11 protein-coding genes are annotated in these 18901 nt (G+C 67.7%); 7 read left to right on the plus strand and 4 right to left on the minus strand.

The annotated features are described in order from the left end of the window. Positions 1–397 precede the first annotated feature (397 nt). The 3 genes from LWW96_RS14015 to purU all read right to left on the minus strand — a co-directional run bounded on the left by LWW96_RS14015 (position 398) and on the right by purU (position 4090). Complete coding sequence (locus tag LWW96_RS14015) at positions 398–1903, minus strand: FAD-linked oxidase C-terminal domain-containing protein (RefSeq protein ID WP_291487989.1); 1506 nt, start codon at positions 1901–1903, stop codon at positions 398–400. A gap of 259 nt (positions 1904–2162) precedes the next feature. After that, positions 2163–3068 carry a LysR substrate-binding domain-containing protein gene (locus LWW96_RS14020; RefSeq protein ID WP_291487991.1) on the minus strand — a complete coding sequence of 302 codons (906 nt, stop codon included), beginning with the start codon at positions 3066–3068 and terminating at the stop codon, positions 2163–2165. A 173-nt stretch (positions 3069–3241) separates the two neighbouring features. Next, positions 3242–4090, minus strand: coding sequence for a formyltetrahydrofolate deformylase (gene purU, locus LWW96_RS14025; protein ID WP_291487993.1), 849 nt, complete (start codon positions 4088–4090; stop codon positions 3242–3244). 51 nt (positions 4091–4141) lie between these two features. Here purU and LWW96_RS14030 point away from each other — a divergent pair, with 51 nt between their 5' ends. Next, complete coding sequence (locus tag LWW96_RS14030) at positions 4142–6475, plus strand: bifunctional diguanylate cyclase/phosphodiesterase (RefSeq protein WP_291487995.1); 2334 nt, start codon at positions 4142–4144, stop codon at positions 6473–6475. Positions 6476–6517: 42 nt separating this feature from the next. On the opposite strand, the gene LWW96_RS14035 is transcribed toward LWW96_RS14030, so the two are convergent. Then, positions 6518–7381 (minus strand): ChaN family lipoprotein, encoded by an 864-nt coding sequence (locus LWW96_RS14035; RefSeq protein ID WP_291487997.1) that lies wholly within the window; start codon positions 7379–7381, stop codon positions 6518–6520. A 96-nt stretch (positions 7382–7477) separates the two neighbouring features. Between LWW96_RS14035 and LWW96_RS14040 the strand changes: the two genes are divergently transcribed. The 6 genes from LWW96_RS14040 (at position 7478) to narH (ending at position 18888) form a co-directional block, all read left to right on the plus strand. After that, positions 7478–9472, plus strand: coding sequence for a type IV pili methyl-accepting chemotaxis transducer N-terminal domain-containing protein (locus tag LWW96_RS14040; protein WP_291487998.1), 1995 nt, complete (start codon positions 7478–7480; stop codon positions 9470–9472). Then, entirely contained in the window at positions 9469–10191 is a 723-nt protein-coding gene (locus LWW96_RS14045; RefSeq protein WP_291488000.1) for a response regulator, read from the plus strand. Before LWW96_RS14040 ends, LWW96_RS14045 begins: the two co-directional genes overlap by 4 nt. 311 nt (positions 10192–10502) lie before the next feature. Then, entirely contained in the window at positions 10503–11792 is a 1290-nt protein-coding gene (locus LWW96_RS14050) for a nitrate/nitrite transporter (RefSeq protein WP_291488001.1), read from the plus strand. A gap of 24 nt (positions 11793–11816) precedes the next feature. Continuing rightward, positions 11817–13226, plus strand: a complete 1410-nt coding sequence (locus tag LWW96_RS14055; protein ID WP_291488003.1) for a NarK family nitrate/nitrite MFS transporter — start codon at positions 11817–11819, stop codon at positions 13224–13226. Positions 13227–13395: 169 nt separating this feature from the next. Continuing rightward, on the plus strand, positions 13396–17187 hold the full coding sequence (locus LWW96_RS14060; protein ID WP_291488006.1) for a nitrate reductase subunit alpha: 3792 nt from the start codon (positions 13396–13398) through the stop codon (positions 17185–17187). Between the two features lie 177 nt (positions 17188–17364). Continuing rightward, a complete protein-coding gene (narH, locus tag LWW96_RS14065; protein ID WP_291488007.1) occupies positions 17365–18888 on the plus strand; it encodes a nitrate reductase subunit beta in 1524 nt (507 codons plus the stop codon). The last annotated feature ends 13 nt before the right edge of the window (positions 18889–18901 follow it).

An 18901-nucleotide genomic window follows, 5' to 3' on the forward strand; every position in this document is an offset into this window, starting at 1 on the left:
AGTGTTCTTCGCGCATCACCGCTGTCTGGTGATTGACCTGACCGACACCGAAGCCGTTTAATCAAATCTGTAAACCATGTCCCCGCACACCTGTTAACCATGTGTCCGGTCTGAACAGCGAAGCAAAGAACAAGTACCTCGCCCGCCGGGGCGAAATCCCGGCCTCCGCCGCCAGCAGGGCGTGCGGTACAGATTGGCGAGCGAGCGGTCGCGCCCCGGCTTCGACAAGCTCAGCCCGAACGGTTTTGGGGGCGCACCCCGGCTTCGACAGGCTCAGTCCGAACGGGGCGGGAGGCGCGGGAGATCGACAGGCTCAGCCCGAACGGTTGAAACAGTCCTGCACTGCAAAATCAATAGCTGCCAGCGCTCATCCAATAAGCGCTGCAGCCCAAAACCATCAAAACCTCGGCAGCTCCGGGTGCTTAATCGCGCCCCCCCGCACCAACATCTTCCCGTACTCCGCACACCGGTTCAGCGTCGGCACCGCCTTCCCCGGATTGAGCAACCCCGCCGGGTCAAACGCGCTTTTGAGCCCATGCATCTGCCCAATCTCCTCGGCCGTGAACTGCACGCACATGCTGCCTAGCTTCTCCACCCCCACGCCATGCTCGCCCGTCACCGTGCCGCCCATGGCCACGCTGGTTTCCAGGATGTCGGCGCCAAACAGCTCGCAGCGGTGCAGCTGGTCGGCGTCGTTGGCGTCGAACAGGATCAGCGGGTGCAGATTGCCGTCGCCCGCGTGGAACACGTTGGCGCAGCGCAGGCCGTATTTCTTTTCCATCTCCGCAATGGCCAGCAGGATGTCCGCCAGGCGCTTGCGCGGGATGGTGGAGTCCATGCACATGTAGTCGGGGCTGATGCGGCCGCTGGCGGGGAAGGCGTTCTTGCGGCCGCTCCAGAAGCGCAGGCGCTCGGCCTCGTCCTGGCTCACGCTGATGGCTGTGGCGCCCGCTGCGCGCAGCACGTCGCTCATGCGGGCGATTTCTTCCTCCACCTCTTCGGGCGTGCCGTCGCTTTCGCACAGCAGGATGGCCTCGGCCGTGAGGTCGTAGCCTGCGTGAACGAAATCTTCCACGGCCGCCGTCATGGGCTTGTCCATCATCTCCAGGCCCGCGGGGATGATGCCTGCCGCGATCACGGCGGCCACGGCGTCGCCGGCTTTGCGCACGTCATCAAAGCTGGCCATGATGCAGCGCGCCAGCTGCGGCTTGGGGATCAGGCGCACCGTGACTTCGGTGGCCACGGCCAGCATGCCCTCGCTGCCGATCACGGCGGCCAGCAGGTCGTAGCCGGGGGTGTCCAGCGCCTCGCTGCCAAACTCGACGGGCTCGCCTTCCACGGTAAAGCCCTTCACCTTGAGCACGTTGTGCACCGTGAGGCCGTACTTCAGGCAGTGCACGCCGCCCGAGTTCTCGGCCACGTTGCCGCCGATGGTGCAGGCGATCTGGCTGCTGGGGTCGGGCGCGTAGTACAGGCCGTAGGGCGCGGCGGCTTCGCTGATGGCCAGGTTGCGCACGCCGCACTGCACGCGCGCGGTGCGGCTCACCGGGTCCAGGTCCAGGATGCGGTTGAACTTGGCCAGCGACAGCGTCACGCCCATGGCGTGCGGCATGGCGCCGCCCGACAGGCCCGTGCCTGCGCCGCGTGCGACCACGGGGACCTGCAGCTGGTGGCAGGTGCGCAGCACGGCCTGCACCTGGTCATACGTTTCGGGCAGGCACACCACCAGCGGGCGCTGCCGGTAGGCGGTGAGGCCGTCGCATTCATACGGCGTGGTGTCCTCGGCATTCCAGAGCAGCGCGTGCCCGGGCACCACGCGGCCCAGGGCCTGCACGACCTCGGCCTGGCGGGCGGCGCGCTCGGCGGAGGTCGGGAGCGGGGCGGAAGAAGGGGCGGTGTTCATGGCCGCCACTGTAGGGGATGGCGGAGGGCGGGGCGTGAGGTTTTCTGCAGGTGTTTGTGAAAAACACCGGGACGCTCTTGAATTGATAGCTGCTAGCGCTTGGTGGATAAGCGCTGAGGGCCGATTTTTGCCTGATTCTGGTAGAGGAGGGCGCGGCTCGGGCGAGGGCAGCCGAGCCAGGGCCGCCCCGCAGCGAGGGCTGCGTCCCCCTTCCCGGCGCAGCCGAGAGAAGGGGGAAGCGGCGCAGCCGCTCACGGGGTCACACCATCGTTTTTCGCAGCCACTCGGCAAACGCCGCGCATTCCCACCGGTCCATGGTGCCGGTGCGCCAGCACAGGTAGTGCGCATGGGGGCTGGGCGCGTCCTGGGAGGACAGGCGCACCAGGGCGCCGTTCTCCAGCCAGGGCGCGCCGAGCTTCAAGCGCACCAGGGCCACGCCCATGCCGGCGGCAGCGGCGTCGCACATCAGGCCGATGTCGTTGAATTGCGAGCCTTCGCTGGGCTCGGCCCAGTCCAGGCCGGCGGCGGCAAACCAGGTGCGCCAGGGCTCCAGCGGGCTGCGCAGCAGGGTCACGCCTTCCAGGTCCTCGGGCCGGTCGAAGGGGCCGTGCTCGCGCACGAAGGCGGGCGAGGCCAGGGGCGTGACCACGTCGCGCGCCAGTTCCACATGCTCCACGTCGGCATAGTGGCCCGGGCCGAAGCGCACCATCAGGTCCGCGTCCTCGGCCACCACGTCCAGCAGCGGGATGGACACCTGCAGCGCCAGGTCGATCTCGGGGTAGGCCTCGGTGAACTGGCGCAGGCGCGGGATGAGGATGGTGCGGGCGAACGTGGGCGTCACCGCCAGCTTGAGCCGCCGGCGCCCGGGCGCGGCGGCCGCGCCGGGAAAGCGCTGCAGCGCGCCCAGGCCTTCGCGCACATGGGCCAGGTAGGCGCTGCCCTCGGTGGTCAGCGAAAAATCTGCCCGGCCGAAGAGCCGCACGCCCAGGATCTGCTCCAGCTGCTTGACGCGGTGGCTCACGGCGCTGGGCGTGACGCACAGCTCGTCGGCCGTCTGCGTCACGCTGCGCAGGCGCGCCAGCGCCTCGAACGTGAGCAGGCACTGGATGGGCGGGATGCGCCGGGCCGCGCTGCTGAGGAAGGACGATGCGAGTGCCGTGGACACTCAGTAAACCTCTGCGCTGTGCAATATGCGCAGCGCATGAAACTGCCGCGGCCTGAGCCGGGGCTGAGGGTCGCGGCTCCAAGCCTGCCTGCGCAGGCTTGGACGACTCCGAAGAGCAGGAGCCTCTGGCGGCAGCACAGAGGCGCGCAGCGCCTCAGGGGGGTGTTCCATATTTAGCGGAAGACCACGGTCTTGTGGCCGTTGATCAGCACCCGGTGCTCGCTGTGCCACTTCACGGCGCGGGCCAGCACCAGGCTTTCGGTGTCGCGGCCGCGGGCCGTCAGGTCTTCCACCGTGTCGGTGTGGTCGGCGCGGGCCACGTCCTGCTCGATGATGGGGCCTTCGTCCAGGTCGGCCGTCACGTAGTGGGCGGTGGCGCCGATCAGCTTCACGCCGCGGTCATGCGCCTGGTAGTACGGCTTGGCCCCCTTGAAGCTGGGCAGGAAGCTGTGGTGGATGTTGATGGCCCGGCCGGCCAGTTTTTGACATAGGTCAAGCGATAGTATCTGCATGTAACGAGCCAGGACCACCAGATCGGCCCCTTCGGCCTCGATAATCTCGAACTGTTTTGCTTCGGCCTGCGCCTTGGTGGCGGCGGTGACCGGAATGTGGTGGAAGGGGACGTTGTAGCTGGCCGCCAGCTGGTAGAAGTCGCGGTGGTTGCTGACGATGGCACGGATGTCGATGGGCAGCAGGCCGCTTTTCCACCGGAAAAGTAGGTCATTGAGGCAGTGGCCTTCCTTGCTTACCATGAGAACCGTTTTCATCGGCGTGGCCGTGGCGTGCAGGCGCCAGTGCATCTGGAAGGGTTCGGCAAAGCTGGCGAGGCGGGTTTTCAGCGTGGCGTGGTCGTGCTGGTCGCAGGCAAACTGCACGCGCATGAAGAACAGGCCGGTATCGTGGTCGTTGTACTGTGCGGCTTCTTCGATGTTGCCGCCGTGCTCCATCAGGAAGCCCGAGACAGCATGCACCAGCCCCAGGCGGTCGGGGCAGGACAGGGTGAGGATGTAGGCGTTGTTCATAGCTGTGCAATTGTCGCAGCATGGCCGGGCGCCGTTGGAACAAGGATTTTGATGACCAATCCGGGCGACGACGCCGCACGTATCGCCCCCTGGCGGGGCATGCTGCTGTACCTGGTGCTGGGGGCGGCCTGGGTGTACCTGGGCGACGAGTTGCTGGTGCGGTGGGTGACCGATCCGGTGGTGCTCACGCACCTGCAGACCTGGAAGGGCTGGGCGTACGTGCTGCTGACCAGCGGCGTGGCCTGGTGGCTGCTGCGCGACATGCGCCGCGCCGAGAAGGTGCGCATGACCATGGCCAAGGAGCTGGCCCAGATCGTGCGCCATGCGCCCGCGGGGTTCGCCCGGCTGGCGGCGGACGGGCGTTTCCTATGGGCCAACGACCGGCTGTGCGAGCTGCTGGGCGCACCGCCCGCCCGGGTGTGCGCGCTGAACTTCCGCGACGTGATGCAGGCGTCGGACCCGCAGGAGGCGCATCAGCAGTTGGCGCGCCTGCTGTCCGGCGACATCGACCATTACGTGAGCGAGCGTGAGTGCCAGCGGCTCAGCGACGGCCGCTTGGTGCCCGTGCTGTGCACCGTGACGCTGGTGCCCGAAACCGAGGACGAGCCGGCCCACCTGGTGTGCGTGGTGCAGGACCTGGACGAGATCAAGGCCGCCCGTGCGGCGCTCAAGAAAAGCGAGACGCACCAGCGCCTGGCGGCCACGGTGGTGGACAACACCATCGAAGGCGTGGTGGTGACCGATGCGCAAAGCCGCATTCTCTCGGCCAACGCGGCGGTCACGCGGCTGCTGGGCTACACCGAAGAGGAGCTGCTGGGCCAGACGCCGCGCATCTTCAAGTCGGGGCGCCACGACAAGGCGTTCTACGACGCGATGTGGGTCACCCTGCGGCAGACGGGGCATTGGCAGGGGGAGATCTGGAACCGCCGCAAGAACGGCGAGATCTTTCCCGAGCACATGTCGCTGTCGGCCGTGCGCGACCCGGCCGGCCAGACCACGCACTACGTGTGCATGTTCACCGACATCTCCGAGGAGAAGCTGCAGCAGCAGCGGCTGGAGTTCCTGGCGCACAACGATGCGCTCACGGGGCTGTCCAACCGCTCGTGGTTCGGCTTCCAGCTGGAGCAGGCGGTGGTGGAGGCGCGCGCCAGCGGCGAGCACATTGCCGTGCTGCTGCTCAACCTCGACCGTTTCAAGGACGTCAACGACAGCTACGGCCACGCCACTGGCGACGAGGTGCTCAAGCACATCGCGCGGCAGGTGCAGTCCGCGCTGCGGCCGGGCGACGTGATGGGGCGGCTGGCGGGCGACGAGCTGGCCGTGGTGGCGCGCCACCTGCGCCATGCGGACGGCGCGGCCGCCGTGGCCCGGCACCTGATCCGGGCGGTGGCCGAGCCGTGGCACTCGCCCGACGGCTTCGAGGTGGTGGCCGGCGTGAGCGTGGGCATCTGCATGTTCCCGGAGCACGCCGACACCAGCGAGCTGCTGCTGCAAGGCGCGCATGCGGCGGTGTACGGCGCCAAGGCGCGCGGCCGCGGGGCCTGGTGCTTCTTCCACGAGGCCATGACGCAGGCCGCGCGCGAGCGGCTGGCGCTGGAGTCGCGCCTGCGGCTGGCGATGGCCCACGGCCACCTGCAGATGTACTACCAGCCGCAGGTCGAGATCGCCACCGGCCGCATCGTGGGGGCCGAGGCGCTGGTGCGCTGGAACGACCCGGACGAGGGCCTGATCTCGCCCACGCGGTTCATTCCCGTGGCCGAGACCTCGGGCGTCATCGGCCCGCTGGGCGAATGGGTGCTGCGCGAGGTCTGCCGGCAGGGCCAGGCGTGGCGCCAGGCCGGCCTGCCGGACCTGACGCTGGCCGTCAACGTGTCGCCGCGCCAGTTCCACCTGACGGACCTGGCGGGCTGCGCCTCAGGTGCATTGAAGCAATCGGGCTTCCCGCCCGAGCTGCTGGAGCTGGAGATCACCGAAACCGCCCTGGCCGAGCGCACCGAGGAGGCCCGCCAGGTGCTGATGCGCCTGCGCAGCCTGGGCCTGCGCATTGCGGTGGACGACTTCGGCACCGGCTATTCCTCGCTGGCCCAGCTCAAGCGCTTTCCCATCGACGTGCTCAAGATCGACCAGGGTTTCATCCGCGACATCCCGCAAAGCGAAGACGACATGGCCATCAGCGCGGCCATCATCGCCATGGGCCACAGCATGGGCCTGTCGGTGCTGGCCGAGGGGGTGGAAACGCCGGGCCAGCTGGCGTTCCTGCAGGAGCGCGGGTGCGATTCGTACCAGGGCTACCTGTGCAGCCGCCCGGTCCCCGCCGACGCCTTTGCCGCGCTGCTGAAAGAGCGCAACGCCCCCGCCGCAGTGCCGGCACCCGCACCCGCCTGAGCAGGCCGCATGCCTTGGCGCTACCGGCCGTGGCCCTGGCCGCTACCGGGGCTGCCGCAGGGCCTCGCAGGGGTCCCCGGGCGGCAGCGGCGGTGTCTCCACCACGGCATTTGCTTCTGTTTTGATAGCTGCTTGCGCAATACCCGCCTGCGCTAGGAGCACTTTTGACCTCAATCTCTCCGGCCAGTGCGTGGGCACGCCCAGGCTGCGCAGCACGTGCCCGGCACCGGCAATCAGCAGCACCGTCTGCCCGGGCTGCAGCGCTTCTTGCGCCGTGCGCGCCATGCGCGCGTCGCGTGCGATCTGCACCCGGGCCATGGGGGCGATCTGCGCTTCGGGCAGTAGCCCGCAATGGCCGTCGCGCAGCGCCTGGTACTGGCGCTGCAGGGCTGGGGCCGGCAGGTGCTGGTCCCACGCCTCCTGGGCCAGGGTGGCGCGCAGCGCGGAGCGGGGCAGGTTGCCCCCCAGCACCGGCACCCCGGCCGCCACCGCGGCCATGACGACGGGGCCGTAGGCTTTCCAGGGCCACGCCGCATCGTTCCACTGCAGGGCGGCCTGCGCCTGCGCCTCGGTGGCGTCACGCGGCAGGCCGCGCGTGCTGTGGCCGCTCTCGGCCATCTCCAGCACCACGGCCGCCAGCAGCCCGCGCGCGGCAAGCCACTGCACGGCCTCGCGCTGCAGGCGCTGGTGCTCAGGCGCGTCGTGTTGCTCGCCCAGCAGCAGCACGTCGGCCGGCAGCAAGGCCTGCAGCCGGTCGGGCCACGGCGCGGCGGGCGGTGTCGCGGGCAGCGTGGCAGGAGCGGTCGTGACGCAGCCCGTGGCCAGGGCTGCCGCAGCGGCCAGGGCGATGCGGGCCAGCAGCCGGCGCATGCGCCGTGCCGCCGTCCATGGGATCGCCAGGGGCAAAGGGCAGGAACTCGTCATCCTCATGGCGCCATGCTACCCTGGCGAAAATTGACGTACGTCAAGCGTTTGGCCTGCGACCCTCCCTACACTGCGCCGATGCGCACCAAGCCCACCCTGACCGCCAAACTCCTCGCCGTGGGCGCGGGGTTCCTGATGGTGGCGCTCGCCTCCATCGGCCTGACGCTGTGGGTCACCTGGAAGCTGGAGGGCGGCGCGGCCGCGGTCAACGAGGCCGGCCGGCTGCGGATGAACATGCTGCGCATGGTGCTGGTGCTGCAGACCGAGACCCCCGAGGCGGTGCTGGAGCGTGCGCGCCAGTTCGACGCCAGCCTGGAGCTGCTGCGCACGGGCGATCCCTCCCGGCCGCTGTTCGTGCCGTGGAGCACCGAGACCCGAACGCGTTTTGACGCCGTCCGCAACCAATGGGCTGGCGCCCGGGCCGGGTTCACCAGTGGCCGTGCGGAAGACCGGGCGGGCGCCCTGGCGCAGGCCGACGACTTTGTGCGCCAGGTGGACGGCTTTGTCGAAGCCATCGAGATCCAGATCGCCGGCTGGACGGCCGCATTGCACCTGTTCCAGCTGTTCATGATGGCGCTGGCCATCGTTGCGGCCGTGACGTTCATGGCGGTGAGCTACCTGCTGGTCATCAACCCCGTGGCGCGCCTGCAGGCCGCCCAGGCCCGCCTGCGCCAGGGCGAGCTGGGCACCCGGCTGACCGTGGACACCGATGACGAGTTCGGCCAGCTCTCCGCGGGCTTCAACCTGATGGCGCACGCCCTGCAGGCCTCCCACGACGAGCTGGAGGAGAAAGTGCGCAAGAAGACGGCCAGCATCGCCGTGCAGAACCAGCGCCTGGGCGCGCTCTACGAGGTGAGTGCGCTGGCGTCCACGGCCGACAGCCTGGAAGCGCTGGCCCAGGGCTTCGTGCAGCAGATCCGCCGCGTGGCGGGCGCGGATGCCGCCGCGGTGCGCTGGTCCAACGAGGCCAACGAGCGCTATGTGCTGCTGGCCGGCGACGGCCTGCCGCGCAGCATGGCCGAAAGCGAGCACTGCCTGCCCACCGGGGCCTGCCTGTGCGGCCAGCCCCAGATGCAGGCGCGCATGCGCGTCATTCCGATCACGGCGACCACGGGCGTGTCGCTGCCGCACTGCCATGACGCCGGCTTCGAGACCATGGTCACCATCCCCGTGGAGATGCAGCAAAAGCTGCTGGGCGAGGTGGACCTGTTTTTCCGCACGCATGTGGAGCTGACCGACGAGCTGCGGGAGCTGCTGGAGGCCATGACCCGCCACCTGGCCAGCGCCATGGAAGGCCTGCGCGCCACCGCGCTGGAGCGCGAGGCCGCGGTGGCCGAAGAGCGCGGCCTGCTGGCGCGCGAGCTGCACGACTCCATCGCCCAGTCGCTGGCCTTCCTCAAGATCCAGACGCAGCTGCTGCGCGACGCCGTGGCGCGCGGCGACGAGGCCAAGCGCGACCGCAGCATGGCCGAGCTCGACGTGGGCGTGCGCGAGTGCTATGCCGACGTGCGCGAGCTGCTGGTGCACTTCCGCACCCGCACGAGCGAAGAGGACATCGAATCGGCGCTGCGCGCCACGCTCTCCAAGTTCGAGCACCAGACAGGCATGGCCACCACCCTGGGCATGTCGGGCCACGGCCTGCCGCTGGCGCCCGACGTGCAGATCCAGGTGCTGCACATGGTGCAGGAAGCGCTGTCCAACGTGCGCAAGCACGCGGGCGCCACGCGGGTCGAGGTGCTGGTGCACCGGCATCCGCGCTGGAAGTTCGAGGTGCTGGACAACGGCCGCGGCTTCAACGTGGCCGCGGTGCCACCGGATTCGACCCATGTGGGCCTGGGCATCATGCGCGAGCGTGCGCAGCGCATTGGCGCGGTGGTCCAGGTGGACTCGGCCCCCGGCCAAGGCACGCGCGTCAGCATCGAGCTGCCCACCGGCGCGACGGCGCCGCTGCCCGCGGCGGCGCGGCCGCAGGAGCCTGCGGCCGCCTCCGGCGCGCCAGGCATCTCCGGCACGTCTGGAAATTCTGGAACGACCGCTGCCGCCAGTACGGCCCGGGAGGCCGTCGCACCATGACGGGCGCGATCCCGGCCGCGCAGCCTCCCGTCACGCTGCTGGTGGTGGACGACCACACCCTGTTCCGCCGGGGCTTGATCGCCCTGCTCTCGCTGGACGACGGCCTGCAGGTGGTGGGCGAGGCCGGCGACGCGGCCCAGGCCCTGCGCCTGGCGCCGCAGCTGCGCCCCCAGGTCATCCTGCTGGACAACCACCTGCCCGGCGTGATGGGCGTGGACGCCATCCGCGGGCTGCGCGAGGTCTCGCCCACCTCGCGCGTGCTCATGCTCACCGTCAGCGAGGACGCGCAGGACCTGGCCACCGCGCTGCGCAACGGCGCGCAGGGCTACCTGCTCAAGACCATCGATGGCGAACTGCTGGCCGAAGCCATCCGCCGCGCAGCGCGCGGCGAGCCCGTCGTCAGCCCCGAGCTGATGGGCAAGCTGGTGGCGGCGTTCCAGTCGCAGGGCGTGCCGGCGCCCGCCATGGCGCCACCGGCGGCCGACGTGCCCGAGCCGGCCGCCGCCACGGCGGAGGGCAGCCTCTCCCCCCTGTCGCCCCGGGAGGAGGAAGTGCTGCGCGAGATTGCGCGCGGCCTGAGCAACAAGGAAATCGCACGCACGCTGGACATCGCGGAAACCACCGTGAAGATCCACGTCCAGCACATCCTGCGCAAGCTGGGCCTCAGCTCGCGGGTGCAGGCGGCGGTGTACGCATCGGACCGCCAGCGGGCCGAGTAGCACGGCCCCGCGGCCCGTGGTCCTGCGCCGCTGCAGGTGGCAGATTGCTATCCTATTTATAGCATTTTGCGCTTGTTCAATGCGGGCTGGGGCCCGATTTTGCACCTATTTCACTGTCCGCACAGCCGGCTGTGCGCCACGGCGCAGCGCCCGTGGCCGCACGCGGGCCTGCACGCTGCCTAGTTCTTTCGGACGATGCCCGCTGCGAAAGCACTAGTCCTTCTGCCGCGCCCCGGCTGGTCTAGCGAAGGATGGGCAAAAGCCGCCCCGCCAGCGACCATTCCTCACACGCAAGAAAAGAGGAATAGCGCATGGCACATCCTGCCCAGCCCGAGGCTTCCAGCCCTCAGCGCACCCGCCAAGCCTGGTCCGTGCTGATCGTCAGCACCTTCGCCTTCACCGTCTGTTTCATGGTCTGGATGATGTTCGGCGTCATCGGCATCCCGATCAAGAAAATGCTCAACCTGAACTCCACGCAGTTCGGGCTGCTCATGTCCATGCCCGTGCTCACGGGCTCGCTGGTGCGGGTGCCCCTGGGCATCTGGACCGACAAGTTCGGCGGCCGCATCGTGATGGCCGCCGTCATGGCCACCACCGTCCCCGCCATCTGGCTGATGAGCTACGCCACCGAGTACTGGCACTTCCTCACCATCGGTCTGTTCGTGGGCCTGGCGGGGGGCTCGTTCTCGGTGGGCACGCCGTACGTGGCGCGCTGGTTTCCCAAGGAGCGCCAGGGCACGGCCATGGGCGTGTACGGCGCCGGCAATTCGGGCGCAGCCGTGAACAAGTTCGTGGCGCCCGTCATCCTGGTGGCCTTCGGGTGGACCATGGTGCCGCAGGTGTACGCCGCCATCATGCTCGGCACGCTGGTGCTGTTCCTGCTGTTCAGCCACAGCGACCCGGCACATCGGGTGCCCAGCAACGTCAAGTTCACCGACCAGCTCAAGGCGTTGAAGGACCCCAAGGTGCTCAAGTACTGCCAGTACTACAGCATCGTGTTCGGCGGCTATGTGGCGCTGTCGCTGTGGATGGTGCAGTACTACGTGGGCGAATACGGCCTGGACATCCGCGTGGCGGCGCTGCTCGCGGCCTGCTTCTCGCTGCCCGGCGGCGTGCTGCGCGCCATCGGCGGCGTGCTGTCGGACAAGTACGGCGCGCACAGCGTGACCTGGTGGGTGATGTGGGTGAGCTGGATCTGCCTGTTCCTGCTGTCCTATCCGCAGACCGATTTCACCATCGCCACCGTCAATGGCGCAAAGACCTTCCACATCGGCCTGAACGTGTATGCCTTCACGGGCCTGATGTTCCTGCTGGGCATCTGCTGGGCCTTCGGCAAGGCCAGCGTGTTCAAGTACATCAGCGACGACTACCCCAAGAACATCGGCACCATCAGCGGCATCGTCGGCCTGGCCGGCGGCATGGGCGGCTTCATCCTGCCCATCCTGTTTGGCGCGCTGATGGACCTGACCGGCGTCCGCTCCAGCGCTTTCATGCTGATGTACGGCGTGGTGTGGGTGTCGCTCATCTGGATGTACTTCACGGAGGTGCGCCGCACCCGTGTCATGGGCGCGCAAGGCGCTGTGGCGGCCGCCGCCCGCTGATCTCTTTCTCTAAGGACCCTCACCATGTCTGCCATCACCACCAGCGGGCGCACGGGGCGCCTGCTCACCCTCTGGACCCCGGAGGACAAGTCGTTCTGGGAGCGCGAAGGCGAAGCCGTCGCCAAGCTCAACCTCTGGATCTCGGTGCCCGCGCTGTTCCTGGCCTTTGCCATCTGGCAGGTCTGGAGCGTCGTGGCCGTGAGCCTGCCCGGCCTGGGCTTCAAGTACTCCACCAACCAGCTGTTCTGGCTGGCCGCCGCCCCCGCCCTCTCGGGCGCCACGCTGCGCATCTTCTACTCCTTCATGGTCCCCCTGGTGGGCGGGCGCCGCTGGACGGCGATCTCCACCGCCAGCCTGCTGATCCCGGCCATCGGCATCGGCTTTGCCGTGCAGGACAACACCACGGCCTACCCCACCATGCTCATCCTGGCCCTGCTGTGCGGCCTGGGCGGGGGCAACTTCAGCTCCAGCATGGCCAACATCAGCTTCTTCTTCCCCAAGGAGCGCAAGGGCTCGGCCCTGGGCGTGAATGCGGGCCTCGGTAACCTGGGCGTGTCCGTGGTGCAGTTCCTGAGCCCGCTGGTCGTCACCGCCGGCATCTTCGGCGTCTTCGGCGGCGACGCCCAGACCATCGTCAAGAACGGCCAGAACGTGCAGGTGTGGACGCAGAACGCCGCCTTCATCTGGGTGCCCTGGATCGCCGTCACCGCGCTGGCCGCCTGGTTCGGCATGAACGACATCGCCGACGCCAAGGCCTCCTTTGCAGCGCAGGCCGCCATCTTCAAACGCAAGCACAACTGGCTGATGTGCGTGCTGTACCTGGGCACCTTCGGTTCTTTCATCGGCTATGCCGCAGGCTTTCCGCTGCTTATCAAGAGCCAGTTTCCGGGCGTGAACCCGCTGGCCTACGCCTGGCTGGGGCCGCTGGTGGGCGCCGTGGTGCGGCCCTTTGGGGGCTGGTTGGCCGACAAGCTCGGCGGCGCCCGCGTCACGCTGTGGAACTTCATCGTCATGGCCGTGGCCGTGATGGGCGTCACCGTGTTCTTGCCCGCGGGCGGCCATGAAGGCCAGTTTGCCGGCTTCTTCGTGTGCTTCCTGGTGCTGTTCCTCACCACCGGCATCGGCAACGGCTCCACCTTCCGCATGATTCCCGTGATCTTCCTGACCGAGGCCCTGCGCGGCGTGGACCGCAATGACCCCGCCGCCGTGGCCAGCGCCAACAAGGAAGGCAACACCCTGGGCGCCGCCACGCTGGGCTTCACGGCCGCCATGGCCGCCTATGGCGGGTTCTTCATTCCCAAGAGCTATGGCAGCTCGATTGCCCTGACGGGCGCGCCCAACGCCGCCCTGTGGTGCTTTGCCGCCTTCTATGCGGTCTGCATCGTCGTGACGTGGTGGTACTACGCGCGCAGGAACGCCGAGATGCCTTGCTGAAGAACTAGAAGTCCCCCCTGTGCCGCTTCGCGTCTTGCCCCTGGGGGGTATCGCCGGCGGCCTGGCAAAGCCAGTTCCGCGGCAACACCCGGCAGAGAGCACGCCGGCATTGCACGCGGGGCGCAGATGGCAAGCGCCCTAGAGATACCCAAGAAACAAGGAGCCCCCGATGAGCCATTTCCTCGATCGACTCACGCACTTTTCGCAACCCCGCGAGACCTTCGCCCAGGGCCACGGCGAGACCAACGGTGAAGACCGCACCTGGGAAGACGCCTACCGCGACCGCTGGGCGCACGACAAGATCGTGCGCAGCACCCACGGCGTGAACTGCACCGGCAGCTGCAGCTGGAAGATTTACGTCAAGGGCGGCATCGTCACCTGGGAAACCCAGCAGACCGACTACCCCCGCACCCGGCCCGACCTGCCCAACCACGAGCCCCGTGGCTGCGCGCGCGGCGCCAGCTACAGCTGGTACCTGTACAGCGCCAACCGCGTGAAGTACCCCATGGTGCGCGGCCGCCTGCTCAAGCACTGGCGTGCAGCCCTGGCCATTGCCAAGAGCCCCGTGGACGCCTGGGCCAGCATCGTGGAGAACGACGCGGCCCGCCGCGAATGGCAAAAGCAGCGCGGCCTGGGCGGCTTCGTGCGCAGCACCTGGGATGAAGTGAACCAGATGATTGCCGCGGCCAACGTCTACACCATCAAGAAGCACGGGCCGGACCGCATCATCGGCTTCTCGCCCATCCCGGCCATGTCGATGATCTCGTACGCCGCCGGCAGCCGCTACCTCAGCCTGATCGGTGGCGTGTGCATGAGCTTCTACGACTGGTACTGCGACCTGCCCCCCAGCAGCCCGCAGGTGTGGGGCGAGCAGACCGACGTGCCCGAATCGGCCGACTGGTACAACAGCTCGTACATCATTGCCTGGGGCTCCAACGTGCCCCAGACGCGCACGCCCGACGCGCACTTCCTGACCGAGGTGCGCTACAAGGGCACCAAGGTCGTGGCCGTCACGCCCGACTACTCCGAAGTGGCCAAGCTGGCCGACCTGTGGATGCACCCCAAGCAGGGCACCGACGCCGCAGCCGCCATGGCCATGGGCCATGTGATCCTGAAGGAGTTCTACTTCAAGGACGGCGGCAAGGGCCGCAGTACCTACTTTGACGACTACGCGCGCCGCTACACCGACCTGCCGCTCTTGGTCGTGCTCAAGGAAAAGACGCTGCCCGACGGCCGCAAGGCCATGGTGCCGGACCGCTACGTGCGTGCCAGCGATTTCCCTGGCCAGCTCGACCAGTCCAACAACCCCGACTGGAAGACCGTGGGCTACGACGAGCTGGGCCAGGTCACGCTGCCCAACGGCTCCATCGGCTTCCGCTGGGGGGCTGACGGCCGCGCCGACCAGGGCCTGTGGAACCTGGAGAACAAGGAAGCCCGCACCGGCAACACCGTGAAGCTCAAGCTGTCGGTGATGGAAGACGGCGCCCAGGCCTACGACGTGGCGGATGTCGCCTTCCCGTACTTTGGCGGTGTGCACGCGCCGAACTTCACCGCCAACGACCAGGGCGGCGACGTGATGGTGCGCCGCGTGCCCGTGACCCATCTGGACCTGCACGGCGACGGCATCGAAGGCCGCGTGGCCGTGGCCACCGTGTTCGACCTGCTGGCCGGCAACTACGGCATCGACCGCGGCCTGCCCGGAGAAGAGCCCGGCGGCGACTACGACGCAGACCGTCCGTACACGCCCGCATGGCAAGAGAAGATCACCGGCGTGCCGCGCGACCAGATCATCACCGTGGCCCGCCAGTTCGCCGACAACGCCGACAAGACCCATGGCAAGTCCATGGTCATCATCGGCGCGGCCATGAACCACTGGTACCACAGTGACATGAACTACCGCGGCATCATCAACATGCTGATGCTGTGCGGCTGCATCGGCCAAAGCGGCGGCGGCTGGGCGCACTACGTGGGCCAGGAAAAGCTGCGGCCCCAGACGGGCTGGACGGCCCTGGCCTTTGCGCTGGACTGGATCCGCCCGCCCCGCCAGATGAACAGCACGAGCTTCTTCTACGCCCACACCGACCAGTGGCGCTACGAGAAGCTGGGCATGGAGGAGATCCTGTCGCCATTGGCCGACCAGCGCGCCTACCACGGCGCCCAGATCGACTACAACGTGCGCGCCGAGCGCATGGGCTGGCTGCCCTCCGCGCCCCAGCTCAAGACCAGCCCGCTGCAGGTGGCCAAGGACGCCGCTGCGAAGGGCTTGGACGCCAAGGACTACGTGGTCCAGTCGCTGAAGGACGGCAGCCTGCAAATGAGCTGCGAGGACCCGGACCACCCCGACAACTGGCCGCGCAACATGTTCGTGTGGCGCTCCAACATCCTGGGCTCGTCGGGCAAGGGGCATGAGTACTTCCTCAAGCACCTGCTGGGCACCACGCATGGCGTGCAGGGCAAGGACCTGGGCCACGATGAGGCCAAGCCCGAAGAAGTGCAGTGGCACGCCAAGGCACCCGAAGGCAAGCTGGACCTGCTGGTCACGCTGGACTTCCGCATGAGCACGACTTGCCTGTACTCCGACATCGTGCTGCCCACCGCCACCTGGTACGAGAAGAACGACCTCAACACCAGTGACATGCACCCCTTCATCCACCCGCTGTCCACCGCCGTGGACCCCGCCTGGCAGGCCAAGAGCGACTGGGAGATCTACAAGGGCTTCGCCAAGGCTGTGAGCGAGGTCAGCGTGGGCCATCTGGGCGTCGAGAAGGACGTGGTGCTCACCCCCATCATGCACGACACGGCGGGTGAAATGGCCCAGCCCTATGGCGTGCGCGACTGGAAGAAGGGCGAGTGCGAACTCATCCCCGGCAAGACCGCGCCGCAGGTCACGGTGGTCGAGCGCGACTACCCCAACCTGTACAAGCGCTTCACCGCCCTGGGCCCGCTGATGGACAAGGCCGGCAACGGCGGCAAGGGCATTGGCTGGAACACGCAGACCGAGGTGGGCCAGCTGGGCGATCTGAACGGCCGCGTGAAGGAAGAGGGCGTGACGCAGGGCATGCCCCGCATCGTGAGCGACATCGACGCCACCGAGGTGGTGATGATGCTGGCCCCTGAAACCAACGGCCACGTGGCTTGCAAGGCTTGGGAGGCCCTGGGCAAGCAGACCGGCCGCGACCACGTGCACCTGGCGCTGCACCGTGAAGACGAGAAGATCCGCTTCCGCGATATCCAGGCGCAGCCGCGCAAGATCATCAGCTCGCCGACCTGGTCGGGGCTGGAAAGCGAGAAGGTCAGCTACAACGCGGGTTACACCAACGTGCACGAGCTGATCCCATGGCGCACCCTCACGGGCCGCCAGCAGTTCTACCAGGACCACCCCTGGATGCGCGACTTCGGCGAGGGTTTCGTGAGCTACCGCCCGCCCGTGCACCTCAAGACGCTGGAAGAGGTGGAGGGCCGCAAGCCCAACGGGCACAAGGAGATTGCGCTCAACTTCATCACGCCGCACCAGAAGTGGGGCATCCACAGCACGTACAGCGACAACCTGCACATGCTGACCCTCAACCGGGGCGGCTCGGTGGTGTGGCTGAGTGAAGACGATGCACGGCGTGCCGGCATCGTGGACAACGACTGGGTGGAACTGTTCAACGCCAACGGCGCCATCGCGGCCCGCGCGGTGGTGAGCCAGCGCGTGAACCCCGGCATGGTGATGATGTACCACTCGCAAGAGAAGATCATCAACACCCCCGGCGCCGAGACCACGGGCACCCGCGGCGGCATCCACAACTCGGTCACCCGCATTGTGCTCAAGCCCACCCACATGATCGGTGGCTATGCGCAGTACAGCTACGGCTTCAACTACTACGGAACCATTGGCACCAACCGCGACGAGTTCGTGCTGGTGCGCAAGATGAACCGCGTGGACTGGCTCGACGATGAACTCGCAAACACCCCCTGAGTCGCTTCGCGCCTTCCCCCTCTCTCGCTTCGCGGGAGGGGGACGACAGCCTCACTGCGGGGCGGCCCTTGCTCGCTGTCCCGCGCGCAGGCCCCGGCGCCTCTCACAGCCCGCGAACGCAAGACGCTCAGCGCACCCCTCGACAAGACGTGTGGACACGTCGATAGGAGAAACACGATGAAAATTCGCGCACAAATCGGCATGGTGCTGAACCTGGACAAGTGCATCGGCTGCCACACCTGCTCCGTGACCTGCAAGAACGTTTGGACCAGCCGCCCCGGCGTGGAATACGCCTGGTTCAACAACGTGGAAAGCAAGCCCGGCATCGGCTACCCCAAGGAATGGGAAAACCAGGACAAGTGGAACGGCGGCTGGGTTCGCAACCCGGACGGCTCCATTGCCCCCCGACAGGGCGGCAAGTGGAAGCTGCTCATGCGCATCTTCGCCAACCCCAACCTGCCGCAGATCGACGACTACTACGAGCCCTTCACGTTCGACTACGACCACCTGCAGTCGGCGCCTGAGACCAAGGCCGCGCCGACCGCGCGACCCCGCAGCCTGATCACCGGCCAGCGCATGGAGAAGATCGAGTGGGGGCCGAACTGGGAAGAAATCCTGGGCGGCGAGTTCAGCAAACGCAGCAAGGACAAGAACTTCGACGAGGTGCAAAAGGACATCTACGGCCAGTTTGAAAACACCTTCATGATGTACCTGCCGCGCCTGTGCGAGCACTGCCTGAACCCGGCGTGCGTGGCATCATGCCCCTCGGGCTCGATCTACAAGCGCGAGGAAGACGGCATCGTGCTGATCGACCAGGACAAGTGCCGCGGCTGGCGCATGTGCGTGAGCGGCTGCCCCTACAAGAAGATCTACTACAACTGGCAGTCGGGCAAGGCCGAGAAGTGCATCTTCTGCTACCCCCGCATCGAAGCGGGCCAGCCGACCGTGTGCTCCGAAACCTGCGTGGGCCGCATCCGCTACCTGGGCGTGCTGCTGTATGACGCAGACCGCATCCAGGAGGCTGCCAGCGTGGAGCGCGACCGCGACCTGTACCAGGCGCAGCTCGACATCTTCCTCAATCCCAACGACCCGGAAGTCATCAAGCAGGCCCGCATTGACGGCATCCCCGACAGCTGGATGGAAGCCGCCCGCAACAGCCCCGTCTACAAGATGGCGGTGGACTGGAAGGTGGCCCTGCCGCTGCACCCCGAGTACCGCACGCTGCCCATGGTGTGGTACGTGCCGCCGCTGTCGCCCATCACCTCTGCGGCCAACGCGGGCCAAGTGGGCGTGAATGGCGAGATCCCTGACGTGTCGCAGCTGCGCATCCCCGTGCAGTACCTCGCCAACCTGCTCACCGCCGGCGATACCGGCCCCGTGGTGCGCGCGCTGGAACGCATGCTGGCCATGCGCACCTACCAGCGTGACAAGCATGTGGAGCAGCGCCAGAACCTGGCCGTGCTCAAGCAGGCGGGGCTGTCAATGGCCGAGGTGGAGGAGATGTACCAGGTGATGGCGATTGCCAATTACGAGGACCGCTTTGTCATCCCGTCGGCCCACCGCGAATACGCCGAGAACGCGTTCGACATCCGCGGCGGCTGCGGCTTCTCGTTCGGCAACGGCTGCTCGGACGGCGCGACGGAAGTCAGCATGTTCGGCGGCAAGAAGCCCCGAACGATCCCGATCAAGGCCACGGTCTGACCGCAGGGAAGGA

The sequence above is a fragment of the Acidovorax sp. genome, from assembly GCF_021287135.1.
Lineage (GTDB): Bacteria > Pseudomonadota > Gammaproteobacteria > Burkholderiales > Burkholderiaceae_C > Acidovorax.

Bases quoted from the DNA above. Each gene is read 5' to 3' on its own strand.
- LWW96_RS14060 (WP_291488006.1), top strand. From the start codon at position 13,396: ATGAGCCATTTCCTCGATCGACTCACGCACTTTTCGCAACCCCGCGAG.
- LWW96_RS14050 (WP_291488001.1), top strand. From the start codon at position 10,503: ATGGCACATCCTGCCCAGCCCGAGGCTTCCAGCCCTCAGCGCACCCGC.
- LWW96_RS14015 (WP_291487989.1), bottom strand. From the start codon at position 1,903: ATGAACACCGCCCCTTCTTCCGCCCCGCTCCCGACCTCCGCCGAGCGC.
- narH (WP_291488007.1), top strand. From the start codon at position 17,365: ATGAAAATTCGCGCACAAATCGGCATGGTGCTGAACCTGGACAAGTGC.
- LWW96_RS14030 (WP_291487995.1), top strand. From the start codon at position 4,142: ATGACCAATCCGGGCGACGACGCCGCACGTATCGCCCCCTGGCGGGGC.
- LWW96_RS14040 (WP_291487998.1), top strand. From the start codon at position 7,478: ATGCGCACCAAGCCCACCCTGACCGCCAAACTCCTCGCCGTGGGCGCG.
- LWW96_RS14055 (WP_291488003.1), top strand. From the start codon at position 11,817: ATGTCTGCCATCACCACCAGCGGGCGCACGGGGCGCCTGCTCACCCTC.
- LWW96_RS14045 (WP_291488000.1), top strand. From the start codon at position 9,469: ATGACGGGCGCGATCCCGGCCGCGCAGCCTCCCGTCACGCTGCTGGTG.
- purU (WP_291487993.1), bottom strand. From the start codon at position 4,090: ATGAACAACGCCTACATCCTCACCCTGTCCTGCCCCGACCGCCTGGGG.